A 23702-nucleotide genomic window follows, 5' to 3' on the forward strand; every position below is an offset into this window, starting at 1 on the left:
GCACGCCCGAAATCCGTCCGCTGCAAAACCGTCACCGCGTAGCCAGAGCATCAAAGACAGAAATCCGTTCTTTCAGCGACCGATGCACCAACGCTATGGCACGATAATGAGCTTTTGATAACGGGTTTGGTTTCTTTGCTTCCGGGCTACTCTATAAACTAAAGGCCGTATTGTATATCCGCTTTCCATCAAGCATTGGACAAACATCGACTCGCGCTCGTGGGGCAGGACAAGAGCAGATTCTGCATCTAGAGCAGATCTTGTTCATTCCGGGTCATATCCAGCGGCCCTGAAGTAGTTTGCGCATTCAGCCGGAGTGAAGCGGGGTAGCAGAGCGCCGACTGCGTCCCACAGGGCGTCGATCTTTCGCTCTGCCCGGCCTCGCAACATGGCTTTCAGTTTGGAGAATGCGTTCTCGATGGGGTTAAAGTCTGGGCTATAGGGCGGCAGGAACATGAGTTTGGCGCCGGCGCGCTCGATGGCATCGCGCACGCCGGATGTCTTGTGGGCCGGCAAGTTGTCCATGACGACAACGTCCCCCACCCGCAGGGTCGGCAGCAACACCTGCTCGACATAAGCCAGGAAGACGTTACCGTTCATCGCTCCATCGTAGACAAACGGCGCAGTCATTCCGGTGAGGCGCAACGCGCCGGTAAATGTCGTTGTTTTCCAATGGCCGTGCGGAACACCGGCTCGGCAACGCTCGCCTCGAAGTGCACGCCCGCGTAGACGGGCCATCTTCGTCGAGAGGCCGGGGTGAGTAGGCCGGAGGGATTTCACCAGCCGGCCTCTCGCAGAACGGTGCGTGAACCTCTCGATTCACACCGCTCCCATCAGGTAAACGTGTTCGTTCCGAACGCCTTCCAATGTACGAATAGCCCCGGACTTTCTCGTGCCAGCTTTCGCAAGAAGAGACTGGCCCGTGTCTTATGGGACTGAAAGCGTTTGAACTTTCGCCTGATCCAGGCTCTGAGCTTCATGTTAACGTAATCAGCCAGAGTGGATAGGGTCGAACGGCTGAACCGGCCATAGTAGGCAATCCATCCCCGAAGGAGTGGATTGAGTTGTTTGGCAATTTCGGCCAGCGTCCCCGGCGTCTGCCGCGGGATGTTCAAGCTTTTGATCTTTGCCCGCATCGATTTAAGCGCCGTGGGACTAACCGCTGGCGTGTAGCCACAGAAGAATTCGTCCCGCTGTGTATTCGCCACCCGTCGCGGGCGGAACTGATATCCGAGAAAGTCGAATGCGACATTCGGATATGTTCCCCGGCGCCGTTGATCCTTGCAGTAAACGATCTTGGTCTTTGTCGGATGCATCTGCAGTCCGCACGCCGCCAAGCGAGAACTCAGCTCCACCTTGAGGGCTTCGGCTTGTTGTTCGCTCTGGCAGTGAACAAGACCATCGTCGGCATATCGACACCATGGTAGGTCGGTATGCGTCCGCGTCATCCACAAATCAAATGCATAGTGCATGAAGAGATTTGCGAGGCAGGGGCTGACAACACCTCCTTGCGGGGTGCCGCATGTTCGCGCAACGACCTCACCATTCTTCTCCATCGGCGCCGCGCAGCCATCTTTCGATGTAGAGCAGAGCCCACTTGCATGTGACGTGCTTCCTGACCGCCTTCAGCAAAAAATCGTGCGGAAGATTGTCGAACAGTCCTTTGATGTCAAATTCAAGCACCCAATCGTACTTCCAGCACCGCTGACGCGTCACGCCGACGGCATCCAGGGCCGATTTTCCCGGCCTGTAACCGTAGGAGTCCGGAAGAAAGAGGGAGTCCAAATCCGGCTCAATCATCTGTTTGACCACCATCTGCGCGATCCGGTCGCTGACCGTGGGCACACCCAAAACCCTCTCGCCTCCAGCCTTCTTTGGAATGGAGACGGCACGCACCGGTGGCGGAAAGTAGGCTCCGGACGACATCCGATTCCAGATCTTGTAGAGATTTCTCGCAAGGTAGCGGGCTTTGCCGCCTTTGCCACGCGTGATGTGGATCACCATCCTTGAGCTGTCGATATCGTTGACGTGAAGACCACAGACCTCCGAGACTCTGAGACCGGCGGCATAAGCTGTTGTCAGAGCCACCCGCGCCTTCAGGCTGGAGACAGCTTGCAGAAATTCGACGACCTCGTCGCTGGAAAGAACAACCGGCAACTGGCGAGGCTCGCGCGCATATGGAATATGCTCCGGGATTGTATCCTGGCCGAGCGTTACGCCATAGAGGAACCGGAGTGCGCAGACGATCTGGTTCAATCCCGACCAGGAGATGCCCTTCGACACGAGGTGAACCTGGAAGGCATGGATATCGTCAAGGCCCAGCCGATCAGGCGATCGGCCAAAATAGCGGCTAAACTTTGCGACTGCATAAAGATAGGATTGCTGCGTGGCCGGAGATAGATTGCGGACTGTCATGTCCTCGATCATCCGGCGACGCAGAGGGCTCATCTCGGCCATCTGGATCTCCTGTCTGAAGGGTGGGTTTGCAACACCCAAATCCTCTCAGACAGGAGGCATCTCTCAAAGCGGGCACCAATTGCCGCGATTAGCGGCTTAGTTCAATCCCTTCCGATTCAGCTAAAAGCAGAAACGCTCTAGCTTGCCAGTTCACTCCACACAACATCGCAAGCGTTTCGCACCTCCTGCACTGTGGCCGGCGCGCGCAGATTGAAGAGGGCGCTGTGTTTGCGCTCCACTCTCGATGCCCTTACAGCATCCTTGATTGCGAAGAACACCGAGTTTGCCAGCACCAGTGGCGGCTCCCCCACTTCCTTTGCGGAAAAGACCCCTTGGTCGTCCGGGGGAATGTTGACCACGGATGGATCGTTTCGCGGGAAAAGCGACACATTGAACTCGAGAGGGATCGTGACATGCGCTGGGATCTTATAGCGCCAGGTGTTGGTGGTGTTCAGATGTCCTTTTTCATTCGGACCCGCGTCGTCCATTTGGGTCACGAGATTTTCGGTTAGAAGGAAGCCGATCCCCTGGACGAAGGCGCCTTCGACCTGTCCGACATCAAGTGCAGGATTGAGGCTCCAACCCACGTCATAGACGACGTCGGAACGTAGGATCGTTGTCTCGCCCGTGAGAATGTCCACCTCGACCACCGAACAGGCGGCAGAATAGGTGAAGCCGACAAATTGGTTCTGCACGTCGGTAACGGTGGAAACGTGGGCTCTCGTGATGCCGGGTATATCGTTCTGCTCATCCGGTTGCTTGAACCGCAAGACAGGCATGTCGAACTCGCCATGTTCGATATTGGCGTTGAACGTGGCGGTCAGCGGCAGTCGGTTCGCATATGCTAAATTGACGAGGTTCTGCCAGATCAATTTGACCCCTTGCGCTGTTTTCACCTGCGTATTCCAACCGTCCTGTCCGTAGTTCCAGAAATCGACGCCGTTATCCTTACACCAGTCGTTTCCGTTGTCCTTGAGCAATTGATATCCGAATTCATGCAGCTGCTGCCTTAGCTGCTCACAGGTACGTTTGACGGCCTCCGCGCTATAGGGTGTGCCGGTAGACGCACCGCTGCTGCTCGTATTGGGGGTCGTATCTGTCTGAGGCGATTCGACGTGAACGAGCGTTTGAGGAATATTCAGCACATAGGCTGCAACCTGCCTTACTTGGGTGAGTAGTCCTTGTCCCATGTCGACGCCGCCCTGGTGAACGACGACAGACCCGTCCGCCTGGTTGACGACAACAATGGCTGAAGACTGCTTCAACTGCTCGAAGTTATATCCGGATCCATATTTGACCGGGATCAGCGCGATGCCCCGTTTGCGCCATTTGCTCTGTGCGTTAAAAGCTTGGACCTTTGCAAGCTGATCATCAAAATTGGCCTTATGCTTCAGGTAGCGCCAGACCTCGCTCATATAGCAGGCGGTCAGGGTCTGGCCGTAGGGCGTCACATCACCGCGTTGATAGAAGTTTTTCTCGCGCAGATCCTCCGCGCGCATATTCAAGGCTGCCGCAGCATCGTCGATCAGATTTTCCACGATGTTTGTGGCCTGGATGTCGCCAAAGGCCCGCATCGCGGTGTTGGGAGACGTGTTCGTTCTGCAGACATCGATCTGACTTAGAAAGTTGTCGATCATATATGCATTATCGATGCGGGTCTGAATGCAATTGGTGACGATAAAGGAGCAATCGTAATAGGCGCCGCCATCGGCCCACATCGTTAGCTGCATGCCTTTGATGACGCCCTTGTCGTCTGATCGCACCGATCCGTCGTCGACTGCAATTTCTCCGACCCCATAAAGTGCATGCCGCTTGCCGATCATGGCCGTGTCTTCGTCGCGGGGCATCGCAAGGCGCACCGGAGCGTCCACTACCGCTGCGGCAACGGCAGTGGGTCCCGTGGTAAAACGAGCCTGCTCGGTCTTGCCCCCGAACGCACCTCCCAGTAGCCGGGTCTGAATCTTGACCTTATTGTATTGCTTCCCGAGAGCCGACGAGACAGTCTGATGCATCTCCATCGGGCTCTGAGTGGAAGAGTTGACGACGATACGCCCTTCGTCTGCCGGAATGGCGAGGCAGGCCTGCGTTTCCATATAGAAGTGCGCCTGGCCGCCGGTTTTCTGGTTGTTGACGAGGTGAAGGCAGTTCGCCCCATCAATGGTTTTCGTGTCGGTCGTGGGAGCGGCATCGAAATCGGCTGGAGCAGCTGGCGGCCCTGCCCAGTCCATCCGGCTCCGAAGACGCCTGACTTGCCAGATATGGCAGAGATAGGGGACCGCCATGGGCGTATCAGGGAAGACGCTTCCCTTCTGGATTGCGTCCTCCAGAGCCAGGATCGGGTTTTGCCAGCTTGCGTCCCAAGCTCCGCCCCAGTCGATCGGCATGTAGGCCAGACACTTGGCCGAGACATACTCAGCGATCAGGTTTGCATCCTGTTCCGTTTCGGCAAGGACAAGCGCGATCGCCTGACCTGCGTAGAGCACCTCGTCGATCGCGAACAATGGCTGATCGCCGCCCATGCCTTGAAAGTTGGCAGACTGTATGGGGACGTCCGTGTAGGTTATCAGGCGTCGGAAAGCCGGGAATGTTGCCGCCAGCTGGTCGCTCAGTTCTTCGGCCGTGACCGTTGCGTTGACCCACTGGAAATTGAATTCCGCCAAGGCGCTTCGGCTTTGAACGAAGGCAGCGTGCAACGTGCCATGAGGATATGCGAGTTCATGCGTATAGTGTGTCCGGCCTGAACATTGCTCGAGCGCGGTGGCTTTGATGTAAGGCTGGCCCACTGGCGCCTTATAATCCTGCGCCGCGTAATCCTGATGGCCGCCGCTGACAGGCCAGGTCCCCCAGGTGATTTCACCGGCCGATGCGAGTTCGGGGGGGATCGAGACCCCAATTTTCTGGAGCAACGCGATCCCGGCCTTGAAAAACATGCCTACGATAAGCTGAACCTTGAATTCGGTCGTGAATCCTTCATCCGTCGTACCCAGCATTCTCGCCTGCGCTGCCTGTCCGAGAGCATTTGTCGCTGCGACATATAAATTCGAGCATGTGGCCGAGAGGGTTGCGAGGGTTAGACCGGCAATCCCGGTAAACGCACTGAAAACCGCTCCATCCGGCGTCCAGATGGCGCCGTCGACTCCGCCGAAATGGGCGGAGGTCGTCATGTTCTGGAAGACGTCCCAGTCGAAAGCGATACTGGAATTTATAATAGAATGGGAGTTCACTTCTCTCAGCGCCGTTTTTTGAGCGACAACGATGTGGCGATCCCGATAGGAAAGTGCCAATGGGACGGTAATTCCTGAAATAATAAGATCGTCCGGAGATTGGTGCCCGTTGGCGACACCATCAAAGATATTCTTTAGAACGGTGTTCGGACTCCATATCCATTTGCCGCCGGTATAATTATAGACATCAATAGTGCAGGACATGGCATCATTGTACACAGCGGTGGCCAGATCCGAGGGGAATGGATCTCCGGTGCCGTTGGCAATGTGATGCAGATAGAGCATCAAATTACCGCCGATGGTGGCGACGTTACGCACTATGCGGCCCGCGGTTCGCTTCAACATGTAAAAGATCGGATCGCTGAGAGCCTCATCGGATCTGCCGGCGGTATCATAAATCGCCTGGATAGCATCGATGACCTGACTGTATGTTGCGCCCGCCGGCATATACAAATTACCGGCGCTGTTGCTTATGTCGTGATGCAGTTCGGTGACGCCCGCCAAATCTATGAAAGCGTCAACCTCCGCCTCGGCGAATTCGGTCTTGTAGATACCGTAAGAGGTGCCCCCATGGATGAAGCGGACTTTCTTTGACTGGTTCCTGAGAATGAGGTCGATGGTCTCGACATCCGCCATGCTCGAAGGCGCGAACCATTCTATGCCGGTTCCCTCGATCCAGAGCGGCGGCCCGGACAAGGGTGTCCCCGGAACAGGAAGGGTCATGGTCTTAGGCACGTTGCTCGGCGGGTTGTCCTGGAGGCATTTCATGCGGTTTTCATCGTCCGCTGCGTCCCAATCGCTCGCCCATGTTTCCATTGCGGTGAGGATCGGTCTGTAGCCCGTGCAGCGGCACAGATTGCCGTCGAAGATCTCCTCGATCTTTTTTTTCGTAGCCTGCGGATTGTTGGCAATGAACTCGGACATGTTCATCACGAAGCCGACACTGCAATAGCCGCATTGACTGCCGTTGTTCGTTGCGAGCGAATAAGCGACTGGATTGACATGCGATCCATCCGGTGAGACGTCGGCACCTGCTGTCTTCACCTCTTCGAGCAGGTTGAGCGGCAAAGGCGCATTGAATGGCGGTGCGAAGCGGGAGGCAGTCGGATGATGTGCCGGATAGGCCGCAATATCTGTCGGCAATCCGCCCGTTCCTTCGATCGTCGTGATTGCCATTCCATTCAGCGAGCAGAGCCTGCGCAGACAGGAATTGATGGCGCGACTTCTAACATGACCGCTTGGCCAATCTGACAGAATGACCGTGCAGCCGCCGCACCCACCTTGACCGCAGGGCTTCTTGGTGCCGGTTAGCCGTACCTCGGGCGAGCGCAGATAGTCGACGAGCAGGGCAGACGGAGATGGATTTTCGATCACCACCGTCTCGCCGTTAAGATAGAATTGCAAAGTGGAATTCGGGTTCGGCATTTGCTATCTCCTGGCTGATTTCGACGATTAGACGGCTATTCTGGCCGCGACGATGCACTTCCCTCGAGTGATAGTTGTTATGGCTTGGCTTTCGGCAGGTCCGTCAGTTCAGCGGTATGGCGTTCTGATGCTTGTCCTGTTGGTAAAGCGTTGAAAGGCAAGCGTACTCGTCTGTTATTGCCGCCGCGCGCGCTTCAAAATGCGAGCGAACCGTTTCGTCCGAAACGGCGATCATGTCGCGAATAAATCGGCTCTGCCAGAAGGCGTTCTTGCGCCGGTATTTTCCGGGATTTAATCCAAAAACTTCCTTCAAGATCTTCAGGTCATGAGGAATGCCAAATGCATCGCGGGAATCCTCGTGAGTAAAAAACGAATAGAAGTTATCGAATCCCGCCCAGGTGATCGCCGAAAGACACATCGGGCAAGGCTCGTGCGTGGACAGAAAGATCAGATCCTTAGTGGATGGCCTTCCTGGCGCCGGCTGTTCGGAAAACCGCTTCAGGGTATGAATCTCGCCGTGCCAAAGTGGATTTTCCGTCTCATTGTTCGTTTCCGCCAGGACGACGGAGAAGTCGTCTTTTTTCAACAAGGCGGCACCGAAGATCTTGTTGCCACGCGACACGCCCTGCTGCGTCAGAGGCAGAATATGATCTTCCAATGTGGTCAGAAGAGCGTTCAAAAGCAGATCGTCATTTCCTGGCGCATTCATCGCTTGAAGTCCCTTCACAATGCCGGAAGGCAAGGGATGTGCGTTCCGACCAACATGCCAAGCACGCGATTGGCGTCCACGCTGACCGCAATCTTTTGGTCGGGAGCCATATCCCATTCGCCGGGTGGATAGGGTATTCCCCAGTCACGTTGGATCGTCTGCCCGACCGCGACCCCGTCCGTTGCCACACGGACCGGTCCTGAGCGCACCTCAAACAGCGATGGATCGACCACGTAGACCGCAGCGGTGGAATCATGAACGTAATAGCCGTCAATTCCGAACTGGGCATGAAATGCGCGATACCCTCTTGACGTATCGACGATGAAGCGTCCCGCCTCACCGCCATGGGCGGCCAGCCGATCAAGCTCCGCCGGCCCCATGACAATCTGCCGGGTGACATCGAGGCCGATTGCGGTAACAGGCCATGCTGCACCGAAGACCTCGTCGGCCGCCAGAGGATCTCCGATCATGTTTGCCTCCGCAACGGGTGTCACGTTGCCATTGTGTCCGGCAAGCGAAAATGCACCGCCCATGATGACGACGTTCCTGACCAGGGAGGCGATGTCTGGCGCCTCCCGCAGGGCAAGAGCGAGGTTCGTCATTCGTCCGACTGCCAGGAGCGTGATCTCACCCGGATTTGCGCGCACCATGTCGATAATGAATCGATGCGCCGCGCGCGCATCCGGCTCGGGTAAACCGGATTGGTCCACAACAATATCGCCGATCCCGTTCTGGCCATGAACATGAACCGGCGGTAAGCTGGCCTCGCCACTGAGCGAAGCGCCCGCGCCGCGCGCAACCGGTGCGGAAATGGCAAAGCGTTTCTTCAGATACAGGGCGTTGCGCGTGACCGTATCGATGTCCGCATTCCCGAAAACCGTGGTAATGCCAAGCAATGTCACGGATGGGTAGGCGTTGAGAAACAGAAGTGCTGCCGCATCATCGACGCCGGGGTCAGTGTCGAAGATGACTTTGAGCGATCTGCTCCGCGCGGGGTTTTCTGCACTCAACATCGTCGTCATGCTTTCGCCAGGAGCGTCGGAAAGAAATGTTTCTTGCCGGCTTCAGCCTTCTTTGCGTCCCAGCCGGCGAGAATGACCACCGCGCGACTGGCAACGGCGCAGCATCTCTTGATCGATTCAGCGGAATCTTCGCGTTCGCGTGTGATTCGATTGGCGCCGACGGAGCAAATCATCCCGCCGCGAAACCCGAACAATTGCGCCAGTGTAAATATGGTTGCTGCTTCCATTTCGAAGTTGGCGACCTTTGCCTTCTGCAAGTCATCGATGACATGGTCCATTCTCGATTGCCGGAAGCCGCCCGGCATCGGATTGACTTCGCCGGCATAGAAGCTGTCGACGCTGGCGGCGAGGCCGACATGATAGCGTTCGCCCATATCTTCGGCCGCCTGGATCAACGCCATCAGCACCTCGTGATCGGCGACCGCCGGATATGATCTGTCGATGTAAGCGTCGACCGTGCCTGAAAGGCGCAGCGCACCGGTGGAGATGACGAGGTCACCGGGTTTGATTTCCGGCTGAAGGGCGGCACAGGAACCGACGCGAATGAAGGTGTCAGCGCCGCAATTCGAGAGTTCCACAACGGCGATATCGGTCGAAGGGCCGCCAACGCCATGGGAGCAGGCAGTGATATCGACGCCATCGAGCTTGCCGCGTGCCGTCCGATATTCACGGAAATAGGCTACCTCTTCGTACGTGTCCCAGGAACTTCCAACGACGGGCACGCGGCCGGGATCGCCAGGGGTCAGGACGTAACGAGAAACATCGCCCGGCCTGATCTTCAGGTGCATCTGCAGGCCGCCGGGATGAATGGGTGTATGTTGGATCGTCATGGTTACCTCCTCAAGTGCAGTGTTATTTCGCGGGTATGAATTCGGTCGAATACGTCTTCGAAACGTCGACGCCTGTCTTCAGGTCGCCGAATTCGCGAAGCGTTTTTTCGGTCTCTCCGATCACCGTGCCGTCGAAGGCGCAAGCACCCTTGGCGCGCGAGAAATCGGTGTAGACAAAGCTTTCCTGCAGTTCGATCTGCTTGGTTTGTTGCACCGGATTGAGCTGGTTGTTGAGGCCGACGATGGCCTTCACGGCCTCGTCCTTGTGGGCGTAGGCGTAGTCATAGCCCTTCTGTGTCGCGGCAACGAAACGCTTGACCAAATCCGGATTGCCATCGACGGTCTTGCGGGCCGCAAAGATCACCTCGGCATAGGTGCTGACACCAAAATCGGAGGGCAATAGCGACGATGTCTTGTGTCCCTGCAGGTCGAGAGCCACCGCTTCGTTGATAACAAAATCTGTCCTGGCGTCGACGGAGCCGTTGACCAGGAGCTGGTCGCTTGGCGACACGACCAGCTTGATCTTTTCGAGTGGCACGCCCGCCTTGGCGAGCATCGCTTTGGTCAACGTCCACGGACCGCCTTCCGTATAGGCGAGCGTCTTGCCGATCAGGTCCGCGGGCTTCTTGATGTCGCTCTTCTCCAGTGAGACTACGCCGGCCGGATGGCGCTGGAAGCATGCTGCGACCATGACGAGATCCATGCCTTTGGCGTCGCCCAGCAGAATCTGCCCGACATCGTTCGTTCCGAACGTATTTGCGCCTGAAGCCACAAGGGCCGTCGAGTTCAGATTGGGGCCACCTGGCATGATGTCGACGTTCAGGTCGGCATCGGTGTAGAAGCCCTTCTCGCGGGCCATGACGTAACCGGCGGACTGCACGTTGAGCAGCCATGGCAACCGAAGCGAGACCTTGTCGGCCGCAAAAGCTGGCGCCGAAAGATCAATGACGGCGGTCAACGTCAGGGCAGCGGAAAGGGTTTTTGCACCTAATCTCATTGCAAAGTCTCCGAACGGGTTGGGAAATGTTTCAGGCGTCCATGCTGGCTTCGGGCCAGAACAGACTGATTTCTTCGATGATGACGACGAGATAGAACATCAGGATGGTTGCGACGGACGACGCCACGATTGCCGAAAAGAGCATAGCTGCGTCCTGCTGGTAACCGGCCGTGACGATGACGGTGCCGATCCCGAAATTGGCGCCGGTAAACTCCGCCACGATGGCACCGATGACGGCCGTGCTGGAACTCACCTTGGCCGCCGCGAAAATATAGGGAAGGGCGGCGTAGAACCGAGCGTGGCGAAAGGTTTGCGCCTTGGTTGCGCCAATGACGGAAAGAAACTCCAAGCCTTGCCGATCGACAGTGCGTAGTCCTTTTACGGTGTTGACCAGGGTTGGGAAAAAACATGCGATGGCCGCGATCGCCACCTTGGGCGGCAGGCCAAATCCGAGCCAGATGGTGAGGAGCGGAGCGATGGCAAGGATGGGGATCGCCTTCAAGGTGATCGCCCATGGGAAAAGTGCCCGCTCGGCCGCTTTCGAATAGAGGAAGAGGACGGCAAGCGAGACCGCAAAAGCCGTGCCGATGATGAAGCCGAGAACCGCCGCAGCCATGGTCCAGGCGAGGTTCTGCACCAGCATGTCGCGTGCTTCCCATATTTTCACGCCGATGGCACTCGGGGCGGGAAGCAGGTAGCTCGGGATGGCGAAGATCTTCACCGCGACCTCCCAGACGACCCCGATTGCAACAAAGAGACCGATAGCTGGTGCCAGATCGATGAGGCGGGAAACGAAGCGGGCGATGGCGACCTGTATGGACGATGCGACGAGATCATTGCTCATGGATCAATGCCTCCAGTTCCTGCATTTGACGCACATAGTCGGGGCTGGCGCGGAGCGCTGGATTGCTGACACGCGGATTGAGAACGGGAACGATCGATTTCACTCGGCCAGGTCGCGGGGCCATGACGACGATCTGATCCGAAAGATAAAGCGCCTCGCTCAGCGAATGGGTGACGAAAACCACCGTCAGGCCGCGTGTTTTCCAGATGCGGATCAATTCGTCATGCATCTCGTGACGCGTGAAATCATCGAGCGCCCCAAACGGCTCGTCCATCAGCAGAATGTCCGGCTCATAGGATAGAGCACGCGCAATCGAGACGCGTTGCCGCATGCCGCCGGAAAGCTGGGCGGGATAGTGATCGGCAAAGGCATCCAGGTGCACGAGATTCAGGAGGTCGAGAACCTTCTCTTTCCGCTCAGCCGGAGAGCCCGAGCCGAGGATCGCCAGAGGAAGTTCCACATTCTGGAAAACCGTCTTCCAGGCAAAGAGGCTGGCGTCCTGGAACACAAAACCGAATTTCTTGCGGCGCTGGTATTCTATGGAGGAAAGGCCATGAACGCGTACCTCGCCCCTTGTCGGTGGAATGAGATTGCTGATGATCCGAAGCAAAGTCGATTTTCCGCACCCGCTTCGTCCGATAATCGAAATGAAGCGATTTTCAGGGATGCGTAAATTGATGTCGACCAGTGCATCGACGGCAGCGCGTTTCCCAGCAAACGACATGGAGACATCGCTAATTTCGATCGCAGTGAGCGCCGCGATTGAGTCCGACAGCGCCTGTTCAATCGAGGGAAAGATCTCCCCCGTCGGTTTGACTAGCATCTCGTTCCCCTGGGTTCTGATTACCTTCAAGCGGGCCGCCGCCCTTTGTTTGGCATCGCTGAATGTGCCTTATTGGCCTTCTCTTCAGTAATTTCGATGATATGTCCGCTAGACGGTCTTGCACCAGCAGATTTATTGGCGCTTGCTGCGCGAATAATTCGCTCACTTGGAGGCTGGCGTGGCTCTTCTGAAGACCTCACTCACTCAATTCGATGCTGCAATCCGGCATGGCTCCATCCGAAAGGCGGCTGAAAGCCTGAACGTCGCATCTTCGGCCATGAACCGCCAACTTCTCCAGCTTGAGCAGGAGATCGGCGCCGAACTGTTCGAACGACTGCCGCGTGGCATTCGGCCGACAGCTGCCGGCGGTGTTCTTCTGAGCTATATTCGTCGTTGGAATAGGGAGGCAGTGCTGGTTAAACAGGAGATTGGCAGCCTCAGTGGCGGCGTGCGCGGAACGATCCGGATTGCTGCAGCAGAGACTTTCACCGAGGACCTGTTGCCGAACGCAATGATGCGGTTGCAGGCGACTTTTCCGCATGTGAACTACACCTTGATCTCAGGCGACAACCAGCGCATTACCAACGAGCTTCTGGCCAAGGAAGCGGATCTCGTGCTCGCCTATGACGTCAGCGATCATGTCCGTGCTGAACGAGTGCATTCGGTCACCGATCCGATCGGTATTATCACCGCCCCAGACCATCCGTTGTCCCGAAAGGACGTTGTGACGCGGGCCGATATTGCGGAATGGGCACTCATAGCGCCGGGCGACGACTGGCTTCGGCATAGTGGGTTGAAGCACATTTTCGAGGGAGAGCAGGCTCCCGGCCGCATCGTCGCTCGTGCGGAACGTCCCGGCATTCTCAAGGCCCTCGTTCGCTCTGGTTTGGGTATCGCATTCCTTTCGCTGCTCGGGGTGGAGAAGGAGGTCTCCGAAGGCAAGCTTGCATGGACCCCGCTTGCTCCCGGCATCATGGAGCCGGCTCGGATTTCGCTCCTGGTGCCGCGTGGTCGGGTACAACCCGTTTATATGATGGAATTCATCGAGATGGTGAAAGGTGAATTGGGTGAGTACACGCGTGCTAATCGTTAGAGTTCTGGGGCTTTGCGAATCTCGACTTGCTCTGCGGCGGCAAGCGTGATGAGCTTCACACCGAGCTTCGCGGAGCGTTGTTCGGCATCCTCGACTTCTCCAAAACGGACGAAGGAGAGTGGCAAAACGGCTGCTTCATGCCGGCGGTTGAAGCCTTCCCTCGTATCCAATTGCAACAAGCATGTTTTAACGGCAGTGTCGGCAGTTCACATCCCATCAAGAGCGGGCATCTCGACAGCGATGCTATACTATGTTCGGGAAAATAGTATAATGAGGATCAGGGTGGGTGGTGACCGGTATTGGAGGAGTTGAGGCGTGGCAGCAGCCAAGCTTGCTTAAAGGTTGTATCTATACTAGATTTGTGAAAACGATATAGAGGCCGCCGTGATTAAGCAGATTGATCTCATGTTCCGCACCATGGTCGCTGAGCTCCAGCAACGGGCATTTGATGATGATTGGGCGGAAGACTTCCCCCCATCGGGTAGATTCGTGCCGGTGGCAGTCGATGGTCGGCGTTATTGGTATTTCGACCAACCCGATGGTGAGGGTGGGCAGAAGCGCCGGTACGTTGGGCCTGCCGACGATCCCTTGATTTCGGAACGGGTCGAAACCTTCAAGGGTGAGAAGTCAGACTTTAAGGCTCGCCGCAAGTTCGTTTCCACGCTAACGCGCGAGGCCGGTTTGATTGCCGCTGATCGCTTTACCGGGGATATCGTACAGGTGCTTGCCAAGGCCGGTCTCTTCCGGTTGCGCGGCGTTCTCATCGGCACGGTCGCTTTTCAATGCTACTCGGCATATCTTGGCATCCGTCTGCCTTCGGCAGCGATCCTAACAGGTGATGCAGACCTAGCCCAGGATTTCGCGATTTCCGCCGAGGTGGCGGATTCGCTGCCGCCGATCCTCGATCTCCTAAAAGGGCTTGATCCGACGTTCCGCGCAGTGCCGCATATCAGCGGCAGCTCTCGATCTCATGCCTTTCGTAATCAAACCGGTTACAGGGTGGAGTTCATGACGACAAACAGGGGAGCCGAAGAATACTCCGACAAACCCGCCAACATGCCCGCTCTCGGTGGCGCGTCAGCCGAACCGCTAAGATTCATGGATTTCTTGATCCGTGATCCCGTTCGTTCGATCCTGCTACATGGTGCCGGTATCTCAGTTGTCATCCCTGATCCTTGCAGGTACGCGGTGCACAAGCTTATCATTGCCGGTCGCCGCCAAAGCGACGCCGGCGGCCAGGCCAAACGGGATAAAGACCTTAGACAGGCAGGAATACTATTCGAAGCCCTGCCGGTCACGGGCCATGGGCCTTCACTGGCTGACGCTCTGGAGGAGGCATGGGATCGCGGGCCCGCTTGGAAGCTGGCGATCTCGGAAGCGGCCGAAACCATGCACAAGGAGTATTGGGACGCTATCAATCGAATGGTTGGCACTCTCAAGCGATAAAGGTTGGGCCTCCTCGAAAAGGCGGGCTCTATGACAACGCTCATTCGCATCAGGTTGCGCTGAGCCTAAGCTTTGTCCGACTCAGCTATCCGTGCCGCTCCGCAGAGCTGCTTCAAAATCTTGGCGGCCAATGCTGCCTTGTCCTGCGGAAAAAAGCGACCATAGTGCTGTCGCACGGCATCAGGTGTACTTACGCGTGAGAAGCGTGCAGGTCGCCAGTTCGTATCCCTTCACATCAAACAGGTCGGTTGTCGTCCTTAAAAATGGCGTCGCAGCCAAGCGCAGGATGACTCCTTTGCGCCCTCATCTCAGTCGTCCAGGCAAACTCCGCCCTTTATGTTTGCCTTGAAACTGCGCAGGAGGTAAGTGTCAGTAATATTTCAAGCTTTTTAGGATAGTCTAATGGTCAGAAATTTTGCCATAGCGGCAATAGTTCTTGCGACAGTCATGTGGGCGACGCCGTCGTTTTCACAAAGCATCGAAATTGGTCCAGGCGGCGTACGGGTTAATCCCGGAATAGAATCGCCACCGCCTCGGGACATGGGTATTACCGAGCGCGAGGCTATTCGCATAGCGCGAAGCCAAGGCTTGGAGGATGTGGACGATGTTGCCCGCAGACGAAACGTCTTTATTATACAGGGCGTCGACCGGGACGGCGATGACATAAAAGTTGTGATTGATCGGCGAACGGGTGACGTTATTTCTGTTGACTGACTGGGTGTAACGGCGCGCAATCATCGGCGCGGATCTCCGCCCGTGACATCAATGGGTTCTGTCGCAAAACGGTATCGAGGTCACGGATGTGGAGCCATGCACTGGGGCTCAGGCGGCAATAAGTTCGAATTGTTCGGCGATGGCACTAGTCGTAACGGCGTTGTCACGTGAACTCGGCATCAGAATTTGCAGCATAGGGATGGCAGCATGACAATGTCTGCCACCAGCTACAAGCGCCATCGTTTCCCACCGCAGATCATCGTGTATGCGGTCTGGCTTCTATTACCGGTTCCCGTTGAGCCTACGTCTGGTCGAGGAAATGCCGATGGAGCGCGACATCGTGGTCTCCTACGAAACGATCCGTCGCTGGGATAAGAAGTTCGGACCCGATTATGCTCTCCGGTTGCACCGCAAGGAGTCTTGCCGCGACGATATTTGGCACCTGGATGAAGGTGTGCCGCGAGGCACCCACAGCAATGTGGGGGCCGAGCTGCACGGAAGATGAGGGTATGGTCCCTCGAAGCCGACCGTCAGGGGTAGGTTTCAAACCACTGCAAGCTGCAACGGTAAAGAGCCGTGGTGGTGAGCGTTGCAGAAAAGGCGGACGTTAGTCCGTCAGGTGAGGTTTAGAGAGACGAGCGCAAGCGAACCGCTGATGACGTGTCGAAAAGTGCAAGATGATGTCGAAACCGGGAGGAATTCGTTAGCCCGGGACAAGTCTGGGGGGCGACCTGATTTCTGCCCAGGCGGCATCCGGCATGAAGGCGGCGTGACTCTTAACCAGGCTTTCGTGTGGAACGCGGGAACCTGTCGCTCCGATGTTAAGGGAGAAACCCAAGCCGGCGGTCCCTGCGAGGGTGAGATTACCGAAGCGGAGCACAGGGGCGGAGCAGCCCGTAGTAGTGCTGAAGGTCCTGTAATGGGGCTGGAGCGAAGGGGCTGCGTTGTTCAGCTCTGGAGCGTGGACAACCGGCGACGGGAGGATCCGCGTGGATAGAGCAAAGCCGTACGCGATCCCGAAAAGGGAGGTGTGGGAAGCATATAAGAGGGTTAGAGCCAACCAAGGAGCGGCTGGTATTGACGGCCAGACGATTTTGGACTTTGAGGCTGATCTTACGAACAACCTGTACAAGCTCTGGAATCGGCTGGCGTCGGGCAGCTACTTTCCGCCGCCGGTGCGGCGGGTCGACATACCCAAGAGCGATGGGAAGACGGGCCCGCTGGGCATACCCACGGTCGCCGATCGCATTGCGCAGATGGTGGTCAAACGCCATCTGGAACCGGCGGTGGAGCCTGAATTCCATCCGGATTCCTATGGGTATCGGCCCGGCAAATCGGCACTCGATGCGATCAGCGTGGCGCGGCAGCGATGCTGGCGTTACAATTGGGTTCTTGATCTCGATATCAAGGCTTTCTTTGATAGCATTGAACCGGACCTGCTGATGCGGGCTGTGCGCAAGCACACCGATTGCCCGTGGGTGCTTTTATACATTGAACGATGGCTGAAAGCGCCAGTGCAGATGCCGGACGGAAATCTCGTCGCCAGAGAGCGAGGAACGCCACAGGGCGGGGTAATCAGCCCTCTCTTGGCAAACCTCTTTCTTCACTACGCGTTTGACACGTGGATGTGTCGGAATTTCCCGGACATTCCGTTTGAGCGTTATGCTGACGACGCGATCTGTCATTGTCGGACCGAGGACCAGGCGATGGCGCTTCGGAACGCTCTGGACGCGCGTTTTACTGATTGTGGGCTGACGCTTCATCCTGACAAGACTAAAATCGTCTATTGCAGGGATGAAAGTCGGCGAGGCACTCATCCGGTCTACAAGTTCGACTTTCTCGGCTACACTTTCCGGCCGAGACTTGTGAGCAAGAAGGCCGGGGGCATGGGTGTTTCATTCGGTCCTGCGGCCAGTCCGACGGCGCTCAAGGCAATACGGGGCACGATCCGTAGTTGGTCCTTGCACCTTCGCAGTGACAGGGCTCTCGATGATCTGGCACGGATGTTCAACTCGTACATCCGCGGCTGGATCAATTACTATGGTCGGTTCTGCCCTTCAGCTCTCCAACCTACGCTCTGGAGTGTCGAGCGATACTTGGCTCGATGGGCCTCGGGAAAGTACAAGTCCTTGCGTGGGCATAAGCGGCGATCCCGGCATTGGCTTTTGCGCATCGCGCAGCGCCAACCTCGGCTGTTCGCCCATTGGCCTCTGCTTCATGGATACGGTCGAACAATGGGAGCCGGATGATGCGAGAGTATCACGTCCGATTCTGAGAGAGCGTGGGGGTGAAATTCCCCTGCGCCACTCGCCTCGTTATCACAATTGCCGGCCGAAAATACTGGCTGTGGCGTGCTGTCGATCAGGACGGATATGTGCTCGACGAGATCGTCCAGAACCGCCGCGATGCGAAGGCTGCGAGGTGATTGCTAACGCGCCTATTGAAGAAACACGGCGCCGCGCCGAAGCGAATAATCACTGACAAGCTGCGCTCGTATGGAGCGGCCAAGCGTCAGATGATGCCGAACGTCGAACATTGGTCACACAAAGGATTGAACAACTGCGCCGAGAATTCTCATGTGCCGCTGCGAAAACGAGAGCGGGTGATGCAGGGCTTCCGATCGCCAGGAAGCCTGCAGCGTTTCGTCTGGGTCTTCCCGGCTCTGCGAAATCTCTTCGTGCCACCTCACTCGCAACGCTCCGCTCTCGACACGCACATTCATCGCCCGCGGGCTATGGCGGAGTGGGAAGCCGTGACCGCGACAAGCTGATAACAGCGTCGAAGGCCGCAACGCGTTCGTAGCCAGACAACGTGACATCGCCCGCCATAGACCACTTCTATAACTACGAAAGCGCTGTTCAGAAATAGGCCGACCGCAAACGCCTTCCCGAAATCGCGAGGCGTGTGACCGTAGCTATCGTGATCGTGGTCTTTTATCGCGTGTCCGCATTCCTCTATAAAATGAAACCGGCCGCCGAAGGTTCGGCGACCGGATTGAGGATCAGCCTGCAGGCGTGATAACTGCCGCCGCTTCAGGCGCGGGCCCCTTTTCCAGGCCCGCCCAGCCCGAATAGCCCATATAGAGCGCAATCACGAGCATCAGCACACCTGAGGCGTAAGGTGCCCGCTTGGCGAACGTGTCGAAGCCGGACCAGCGCTTCTGCACGTGTCGCACGCTGATCGAAGCTGCCACACCTGCCGCGACCATCGTTATGGCCAGGCCGATGCTAAAGCACACGACTAGAACGACACCGAGGGATAACTGCTTGAGCTGCAAACATAGCAGCAGCACGGTGATCGCTGCAGGGCATGGGATCAGGCCGCCGGTCAGGCCGAACATGATGATCTGGCCCGTTGTGACGCTCTGGTTTTTGAAACGGCGGGCAATGTCGTTGGCGTGGGCCCGAGCATGTGCGTCCATATGCTCACCTTCTTCACCGATCGATAGGCCGTGATTATGATGGTGGTGGCCATCTTCGCTATAGGCCACATCGTAGTCATGGGTATGATCGCCATGTCCGAGGCTGACGCGGGCGCTGAATTCGTGTGGCTCTGGAATCTCTTCCAGGCTCTCGAGGTAAGCGCCCTTATCGACGAAGGCGAAGGCTTGCTTGGCGCCACCGTCCCGCTCCGTCACGATCGCGACGTCCTTCGCACGCCAGCCGTGACCGGTTTCAAAGCGAATTCGGAAGTGCGGCGGGACACCATCCTCAAAGACTTCCAAAGCCATAATGCCGTGGCCTGTGTCGATCTTGCGCGTTTCGTCGCCGCGACCGTGATCATGGTCATGACTATGGTTATGCGCAGCCTCAAGGTGCGTTTCGCGCCAGGTCCGCCGGATCATCCATAAGGCGATGCCGATGACAATCACGGCAGAAGCGATCTGGAAGTATGGCTCGATGGTTTCTGCGTTCATACCGCGGCCAAGATACTGGCCGCCAAGAGCTACGACCCACACAACCGCTGTATGGGAAATCGCGGCCGAGACGCCGAGGAGCGCAGCCTGCATGATCGTGCCACGGACGGCAATGATGAATGCTGCCATCATCGTCTTGGAATGACCTGGCTCAAGCCCGTGAAGGGCGCCAAGGAAGATAGCGGTGGGAATGAACAGCCAGGCGTGGGCCGTACCCTGCTGAAGGAGTGCGGGAAGGGACGTCATTGTGGGGCTTTCTGGCATTGCTTAATTTTCATCATAGCATAGGGGGGTATATTATTTATTGTCAATCCCAACGAAATATGTTTGTGATACGAGACGATTGAGACTGAGGCCTTGGCGGCTTATCGGTCTGGACCGCTAATTTCAGGAGCAGCCGCATGACTCATACCGTCCGCGAAAAAGCAAAACTCATAAACCGCGTACGCCGGCTTCGCGGTCAGGTCGAAGGCCTGGAGCGGATGCTGGAAGACGAAAAGAGCCATACCGATGTCATGCAGTTGATCGCGGGCATCCGTGGCGCCATGAATGGGCTGATGAACGAGGTGATCGAGGATCACATCCGTTTCCATCTACAGGCGGCTGACCTCCCGCAAAGTGAGCGCGACGAAGGAGCGGCCGAGCTGATCGACATCGTACGCGCTTATCTGAAATAGGCTTCCGATGGCCAAGGATTCTCCCTGCACAGAGGTCTGTCAGTATGAGCCGCGCAGCAAGTGGTGCGTCGGGTGTGGGCGGACGCTCGAAGAAATCCGCGCCTGGCGGAAGATGTCGCCGTATCATCGCACGACTCTTTCCAAGGAGTTGCCGCGTCGTCTTGATCGCCTTCAAAAGGCTGATACCAGGCTCCGGCAGAACGCCAATCCGCTGGCGGCCTCCGACCGGAGTGGCTTTGACATAGCTTAAAACAGCATGCGATCCGAAGATATTTCCCGTGATCCCCAAGAGCGCAGCTGCCCTATTCGAGTGGCCTTCACTTAAACGTGCGGCTACGTACGGACGTAATCCCAGCTTCAGGAATATCCAAATGATCGCGGAGTAACCTTCTGATCACTTCATGAATAAGCCGCACCTGCGGCATCTCGTTTGATCATCCGATAGCAACAGAACAGAGAGCCCGGCATGTTCGGCGCGCGGAAGACCTGCCTCGCCGAGGACCATCATTGCCGTCGCCCACGCGTCGGCACTCATACAATTGCCAGCGATTACCGTCGCCGACGCGGGTGGATTTTGGAGCGGCATGCCGAGCCGTGGATCCATGGTATGGGACAGACGGTGTCCGCCAACCTCCACCCAATGGCGATAATCCCCCGATGTCGCGATGGCAGCACCGGAAAGCTCGATGATGGAGCGCGGCGCTCGTTGGTGACGATCAGGTCTCTCAATGGCAATCGTCCAAGCACTGCCGTCCGGTTGGCTACCGAGCGCGAGCAGTTCACCGTCGATCGCGAAAAGGCCGGCTTCCACACCGTGCTGGCGAGCTGCATCAACCAGCCGATCGACACCGTAGCCCTTGGCTATGCCGTTAAGGTCGAAACACGCGGCGGCGTGCTTACGTGCTCTTCGATTGGCCATGTCGAGTTCCAGCGTGTGATAGGTCGGGTTGCGGTGCTTGATGCGAGCGGCCCTGATAGCCGTCTCGTCTGCGTCTACCATCCCGAAACCCCAGGCGGTGACGGCGTCGCCCACGCCAATGTCGAAAGCTCCGTCCGAAGCTTCGCCGATTGAGAGCCCGGCCTGGAGCACGTTCATAAGCTCTTCGGGCAGGGATACCCATTCGCCAAGAGTAGCGCTGTTGAGGCGATTAAGATCGCTGTCTGGTTTCCACGTGGACATCTGCCGATCGACCTGCGCGACGGCGTTTGCCATGGCGGCATCGACCTCCGCGGCTTTGAAGTCGAACGGCATGTGAAAAAGCGCCGACCAGCGAGTTCCCATGGTGGCCCCGTTTAGGGCGTGGCGGGCAAGATTAGTAAACGTCTTCGGCATAGCGGCCCTCCGCCTTGAGAATGGCGAGATCAATGCCGTGCGGCGTCAGGATATCTGCGAGAGCCGCGGCCACTCCCAATGCCATCTCGCGGCCGCCGCAGACCAGGATCTGACCTCCCGTCGCGACCAGCTTGCGGATCCTTGCACCGTCATTGCGCAGGACGTCCTGAACGTAGGTCGGGTTCACCGTGCGCGAAAAAGCAGCAACGACGTCCGCCAGGCGGCCTTCCGTCCTCCAGTTCGACAATTCCTCCGCATAGAAGGCGTCGCTCGCCGGATGGCGTGTCCCGAAATAAAGATACATAGGTCGGCGCGCCATGTTCGCGCGGGCAAAGCCCGCCAGCGGACCGATGCCGGTGCCAGCACCGATGAGGATGACCGGCCTTCGACCGCGTGCTGGCCGGAAATCCGGATTAGCACGAACGAAAGCGCTCACTGTCTGTCCGGGTTCAAGCGTCGTAAGCTGCCCGGAACAGAGGCCGCCCGGCTGTTTTCGGACGCAGATTTCCAAGAACCCGTCACTTGAGGCCGATGCGAGCGAATAGAAGCGCGGCACATTCGAACCTTGGGGCAGGATGCCGACTAGATCGCCTGCCTCGAACCGCGGCAGCGTCTTACCTGTCAGACGCTGCCGAATGGAAATCTTCGGCAGGGAAAAACGCAGGATGACAGTGGTTGCCTCGCCGCTTGCACCGTAATCGCGGCGCGAGGCGAGCGACAGGTCCCACGTCTTCGGTCTGGTCTGCAGGTGATTGAGTTCGAAGCTCCGACCGAGCGTTTGGGCGAGGTTCCGGCCCCAGCGGGCAAAGTCCTGGATCGACTGGCGGTCCACGCTGTCGTAAGGCAACAACATATTCCAACCCTTTTCTTCCGCCACCCGTGCGACTTCAGCTGCGAAGCCGCAGAAGGAGGGGAAGCTGCGGTCACCGAAGCCCAGAACTGCCAGCGAAAGATCCTGCCTAACGGGTCTGCGCCGAAGGCGTTCAAGGAAGCCGCGCGCCGAAGCCGGAGCTTCGCCATCCCCGAAGGTCGCGGTAAGCAAAATCAATCGACGCGCCCGCGCCCATCGCGCCGGCTCGAATGCGGACATCGGAGCAACATGGACACGCATGCCCTGAACCGAGAGCGATTTGCTCAGGGTTTCGGCAAATTTCCAAGTGGTGCCACCGTCGCTGCCGACGAGGACTATGGTATCAGCGTCGCGCGCGGAAGCCGAACTTCCCTTTTTCCTGCCGCGGCCGGTGAACCAGACGGTGAGGCCGGTCCAGCTCAGGACGGGAATGGCGAGCGCGCAAACACCAAGGAGCAGGCCGACCCACGCCATGCCTCGACCTGTATGCAGCATGACGACAAAGTCTGTCACGCGGTCGACCCAGTTTGAACCTTGCCACGCGATTAGCGCACCGGTGCCCTGATCGATAAAGCCCTCACCGGTGTCGGTCTTGAGGGTAAATGTGTCAGTCGCATTGTCCACGGCTGGAAAGCGAAGTGAGCGCAGTGTGTCGACCGAGGTCCGGCGCAAAACGGAGATGGTGCCGACGGGAACGCCTGTGGCCCCGCTCACTTCCGACGGAAAGGGTGGCGCGCCGGCGCCCTCCGGCAGGTAGCCGAAGGTTGCTGCGGTCATCCAGAGGGCGGTGAGCGACGACAGAAGGAGGCCGGGCAGCGCAAGCCGCGAAACGACCGCGTGCAGGCGTCTATTGCCGGTGCCCTTTGCAGGCTTGAGGATAAGGCGCCATCCGCCTGCCCGACGTGCCAGCAGTGATAGCCCCGAGAGAGCCAGTGTCAGCAGCGCTGCCGCGCCACCGGCGGCAACGAGGCGACCGGTGTCGTTAAGAAACAAGGACCGATGGAAATTGATAAGCCACCGCTCGACGTTCGTTGTGTTGGCGCTGCCAACCGGTCTCCCGGTCATCGGATCGATGATGGATGAGACTGGCTGGTCGCCTTCGAGATAGTATGCCGTGATCCGGCCGGTTGGTGCGCGCCTGATTTGCTCCACCGAAGGCTCTACAGCCTGAATGCGTGCGGCGAGTTCGGCCACGCTGATCTGCTGACTGGTGGGAATTGTGAGCGTCTCAAGGGCCGGGAAGACCGAAAGTGCGGTGCCGCTTATCGCAATGACAGTGACGAGTGCTGCGGCGATCAGCCCGAACCAGCGGTGGAGCGACCGAATCATATCAATTTCCTTG

At 57.6% G+C, this 23702-nt stretch carries 18 protein-coding genes and 3 pseudogenes; 7 read left to right on the forward strand and 14 right to left on the reverse strand.

Translation table 11 applies throughout. The features are described 5' to 3' along the window. Nucleotides 1-264 precede the first annotated feature (264 nt). From FHT28_RS34385 to FHT28_RS34430, 10 genes and pseudogenes are all read right to left on the reverse strand, one after another. A pseudogene (locus FHT28_RS34385) lies at nt 265-753 on the reverse strand (IS630 family transposase); the annotation flags it as partial. An 80-nt stretch (nt 754-833) separates the two neighbouring features. Beyond that, nucleotides 834-1556 (reverse strand): reverse transcriptase domain-containing protein, encoded by a 723-nt coding sequence (locus FHT28_RS36945; RefSeq protein WP_168598709.1) that lies wholly within the window; start codon nt 1554-1556, stop codon nt 834-836. Further along, nucleotides 1540-2457 (reverse strand): reverse transcriptase domain-containing protein, encoded by a 918-nt coding sequence (locus FHT28_RS36950; protein WP_210255972.1) that lies wholly within the window; start codon nt 2455-2457, stop codon nt 1540-1542. Before FHT28_RS36950 ends, FHT28_RS36945 begins: the two co-directional genes overlap by 17 nt. 137 nt (nt 2458-2594) lie before the next feature. After that, complete coding sequence (locus tag FHT28_RS34400) at nt 2595-7106, reverse strand: molybdopterin cofactor-binding domain-containing protein (protein ID WP_168598710.1); 4512 nt, start codon at nt 7104-7106, stop codon at nt 2595-2597. 103 nt (nt 7107-7209) lie between these two features. After that, the gene (locus tag FHT28_RS34405) at nt 7210-7815 is read right to left on the reverse strand and encodes a nucleoside deaminase (protein ID WP_168598733.1); all 606 of its coding nucleotides are present in this window, start codon (nt 7813-7815) and stop codon (nt 7210-7212) included. Nucleotides 7816-7829: 14 nt separating this feature from the next. Further along, on the reverse strand, nt 7830-8828 hold the full coding sequence (locus FHT28_RS34410) for a nucleoside hydrolase (protein ID WP_168598734.1): 999 nt from the start codon (nt 8826-8828) through the stop codon (nt 7830-7832). A 5-nt stretch (nt 8829-8833) separates the two neighbouring features. Continuing rightward, nucleotides 8834-9667, reverse strand: a complete 834-nt coding sequence (locus FHT28_RS34415) for a nucleoside phosphorylase (protein ID WP_168598711.1) — start codon at nt 9665-9667, stop codon at nt 8834-8836. Between the two features lie 22 nt (nt 9668-9689). Then, a complete protein-coding gene (locus FHT28_RS34420; RefSeq protein WP_168598712.1) occupies nt 9690-10664 on the reverse strand; it encodes an ABC transporter substrate-binding protein in 975 nt (324 codons plus the stop codon). A 31-nt stretch (nt 10665-10695) separates the two neighbouring features. Next, complete coding sequence (locus FHT28_RS34425; protein WP_168598713.1) at nt 10696-11508, reverse strand: ABC transporter permease; 813 nt, start codon at nt 11506-11508, stop codon at nt 10696-10698. Beyond that, nucleotides 11498-12331 carry an ABC transporter ATP-binding protein gene (locus FHT28_RS34430; protein WP_168598714.1) on the reverse strand — a complete coding sequence of 278 codons (834 nt, stop codon included), beginning with the start codon at nt 12329-12331 and terminating at the stop codon, nt 11498-11500. Before FHT28_RS34430 ends, FHT28_RS34425 begins: the two co-directional genes overlap by 11 nt. Nucleotides 12332-12509: 178 nt before the next feature. Here FHT28_RS34430 and FHT28_RS34435 point away from each other — a divergent pair, with 178 nt between their 5' ends. Further along, complete coding sequence (locus tag FHT28_RS34435; RefSeq protein WP_168598715.1) at nt 12510-13424, forward strand: LysR family transcriptional regulator; 915 nt, start codon at nt 12510-12512, stop codon at nt 13422-13424. 387 nt (nt 13425-13811) lie between these two features. Next, nucleotides 13812-14870 carry a GSU2403 family nucleotidyltransferase fold protein gene (locus FHT28_RS34440; RefSeq protein WP_348645060.1) on the forward strand — a complete coding sequence of 353 codons (1059 nt, stop codon included), beginning with the start codon at nt 13812-13814 and terminating at the stop codon, nt 14868-14870. Between the two features lie 468 nt (nt 14871-15338). Here the strand turns inward: FHT28_RS34440 and FHT28_RS36615 are convergent, their stop codons facing one another. Further along, entirely contained in the window at nt 15339-15608 is a 270-nt protein-coding gene (locus FHT28_RS36615; RefSeq protein WP_246705038.1) for a hypothetical protein, read from the reverse strand. Between the two features lie 183 nt (nt 15609-15791). Between FHT28_RS36615 and FHT28_RS34450 the strand changes: the two are divergent. The 3 genes and pseudogenes from FHT28_RS34450 to FHT28_RS34460 all read left to right on the forward strand — a co-directional run. Then, a pseudogene (locus tag FHT28_RS34450) lies at nt 15792-16041 on the forward strand (IS6 family transposase); the annotation flags it as partial. 532 nt (nt 16042-16573) lie between these two features. Then, the gene (gene ltrA, locus FHT28_RS34455; RefSeq protein ID WP_168598718.1) at nt 16574-17833 is read left to right on the forward strand and encodes a group II intron reverse transcriptase/maturase; all 1260 of its coding nucleotides are present in this window, start codon (nt 16574-16576) and stop codon (nt 17831-17833) included. Beyond that, a pseudogene (locus tag FHT28_RS34460) lies at nt 17805-18354 on the forward strand (DDE-type integrase/transposase/recombinase); the annotation flags it as partial. The gene ltrA and the pseudogene FHT28_RS34460, both read left to right, overlap by 29 nt. Before the next feature lie 231 nt (nt 18355-18585). On the opposite strand, the gene FHT28_RS34465 reads toward FHT28_RS34460, so the two are convergent. Next, a complete protein-coding gene (locus tag FHT28_RS34465) occupies nt 18586-19746 on the reverse strand; it encodes a nickel/cobalt efflux transporter (RefSeq protein WP_168598719.1) in 1161 nt (386 codons plus the stop codon). A gap of 155 nt (nt 19747-19901) precedes the next feature. On the opposite strand from FHT28_RS34465, the gene FHT28_RS34470 reads away from it, so the two are divergent. Continuing rightward, nucleotides 19902-20177, forward strand: a complete 276-nt coding sequence (locus FHT28_RS34470) for a metal/formaldehyde-sensitive transcriptional repressor (RefSeq protein WP_168598720.1) — start codon at nt 19902-19904, stop codon at nt 20175-20177. Nucleotides 20178-20184: 7 nt separating this feature from the next. Next, on the forward strand, nt 20185-20427 hold the full coding sequence (locus FHT28_RS34475) for a DUF1289 domain-containing protein (RefSeq protein ID WP_168598721.1): 243 nt from the start codon (nt 20185-20187) through the stop codon (nt 20425-20427). A gap of 144 nt (nt 20428-20571) precedes the next feature. Here the strand turns inward: FHT28_RS34475 and FHT28_RS34480 are convergent, their stop codons facing one another. Continuing rightward, nucleotides 20572-21510, reverse strand: a complete 939-nt coding sequence (locus FHT28_RS34480) for an FAD:protein FMN transferase (RefSeq protein WP_168598722.1) — start codon at nt 21508-21510, stop codon at nt 20572-20574. Further along, a complete protein-coding gene (locus FHT28_RS34485) occupies nt 21491-23689 on the reverse strand; it encodes a PepSY domain-containing protein (RefSeq protein WP_168598723.1) in 2199 nt (732 codons plus the stop codon). Before FHT28_RS34485 ends, FHT28_RS34480 begins: the two co-directional genes overlap by 20 nt. Nucleotides 23690-23702 lie beyond the last annotated feature (13 nt).

Origin of the sequence: Rhizobium sp. SG570, from assembly GCF_012275345.1 — a bacterium.
GTDB classification, from domain to species: Bacteria; Pseudomonadota; Alphaproteobacteria; order Rhizobiales; family Rhizobiaceae; genus Rhizobium; species Rhizobium lusitanum.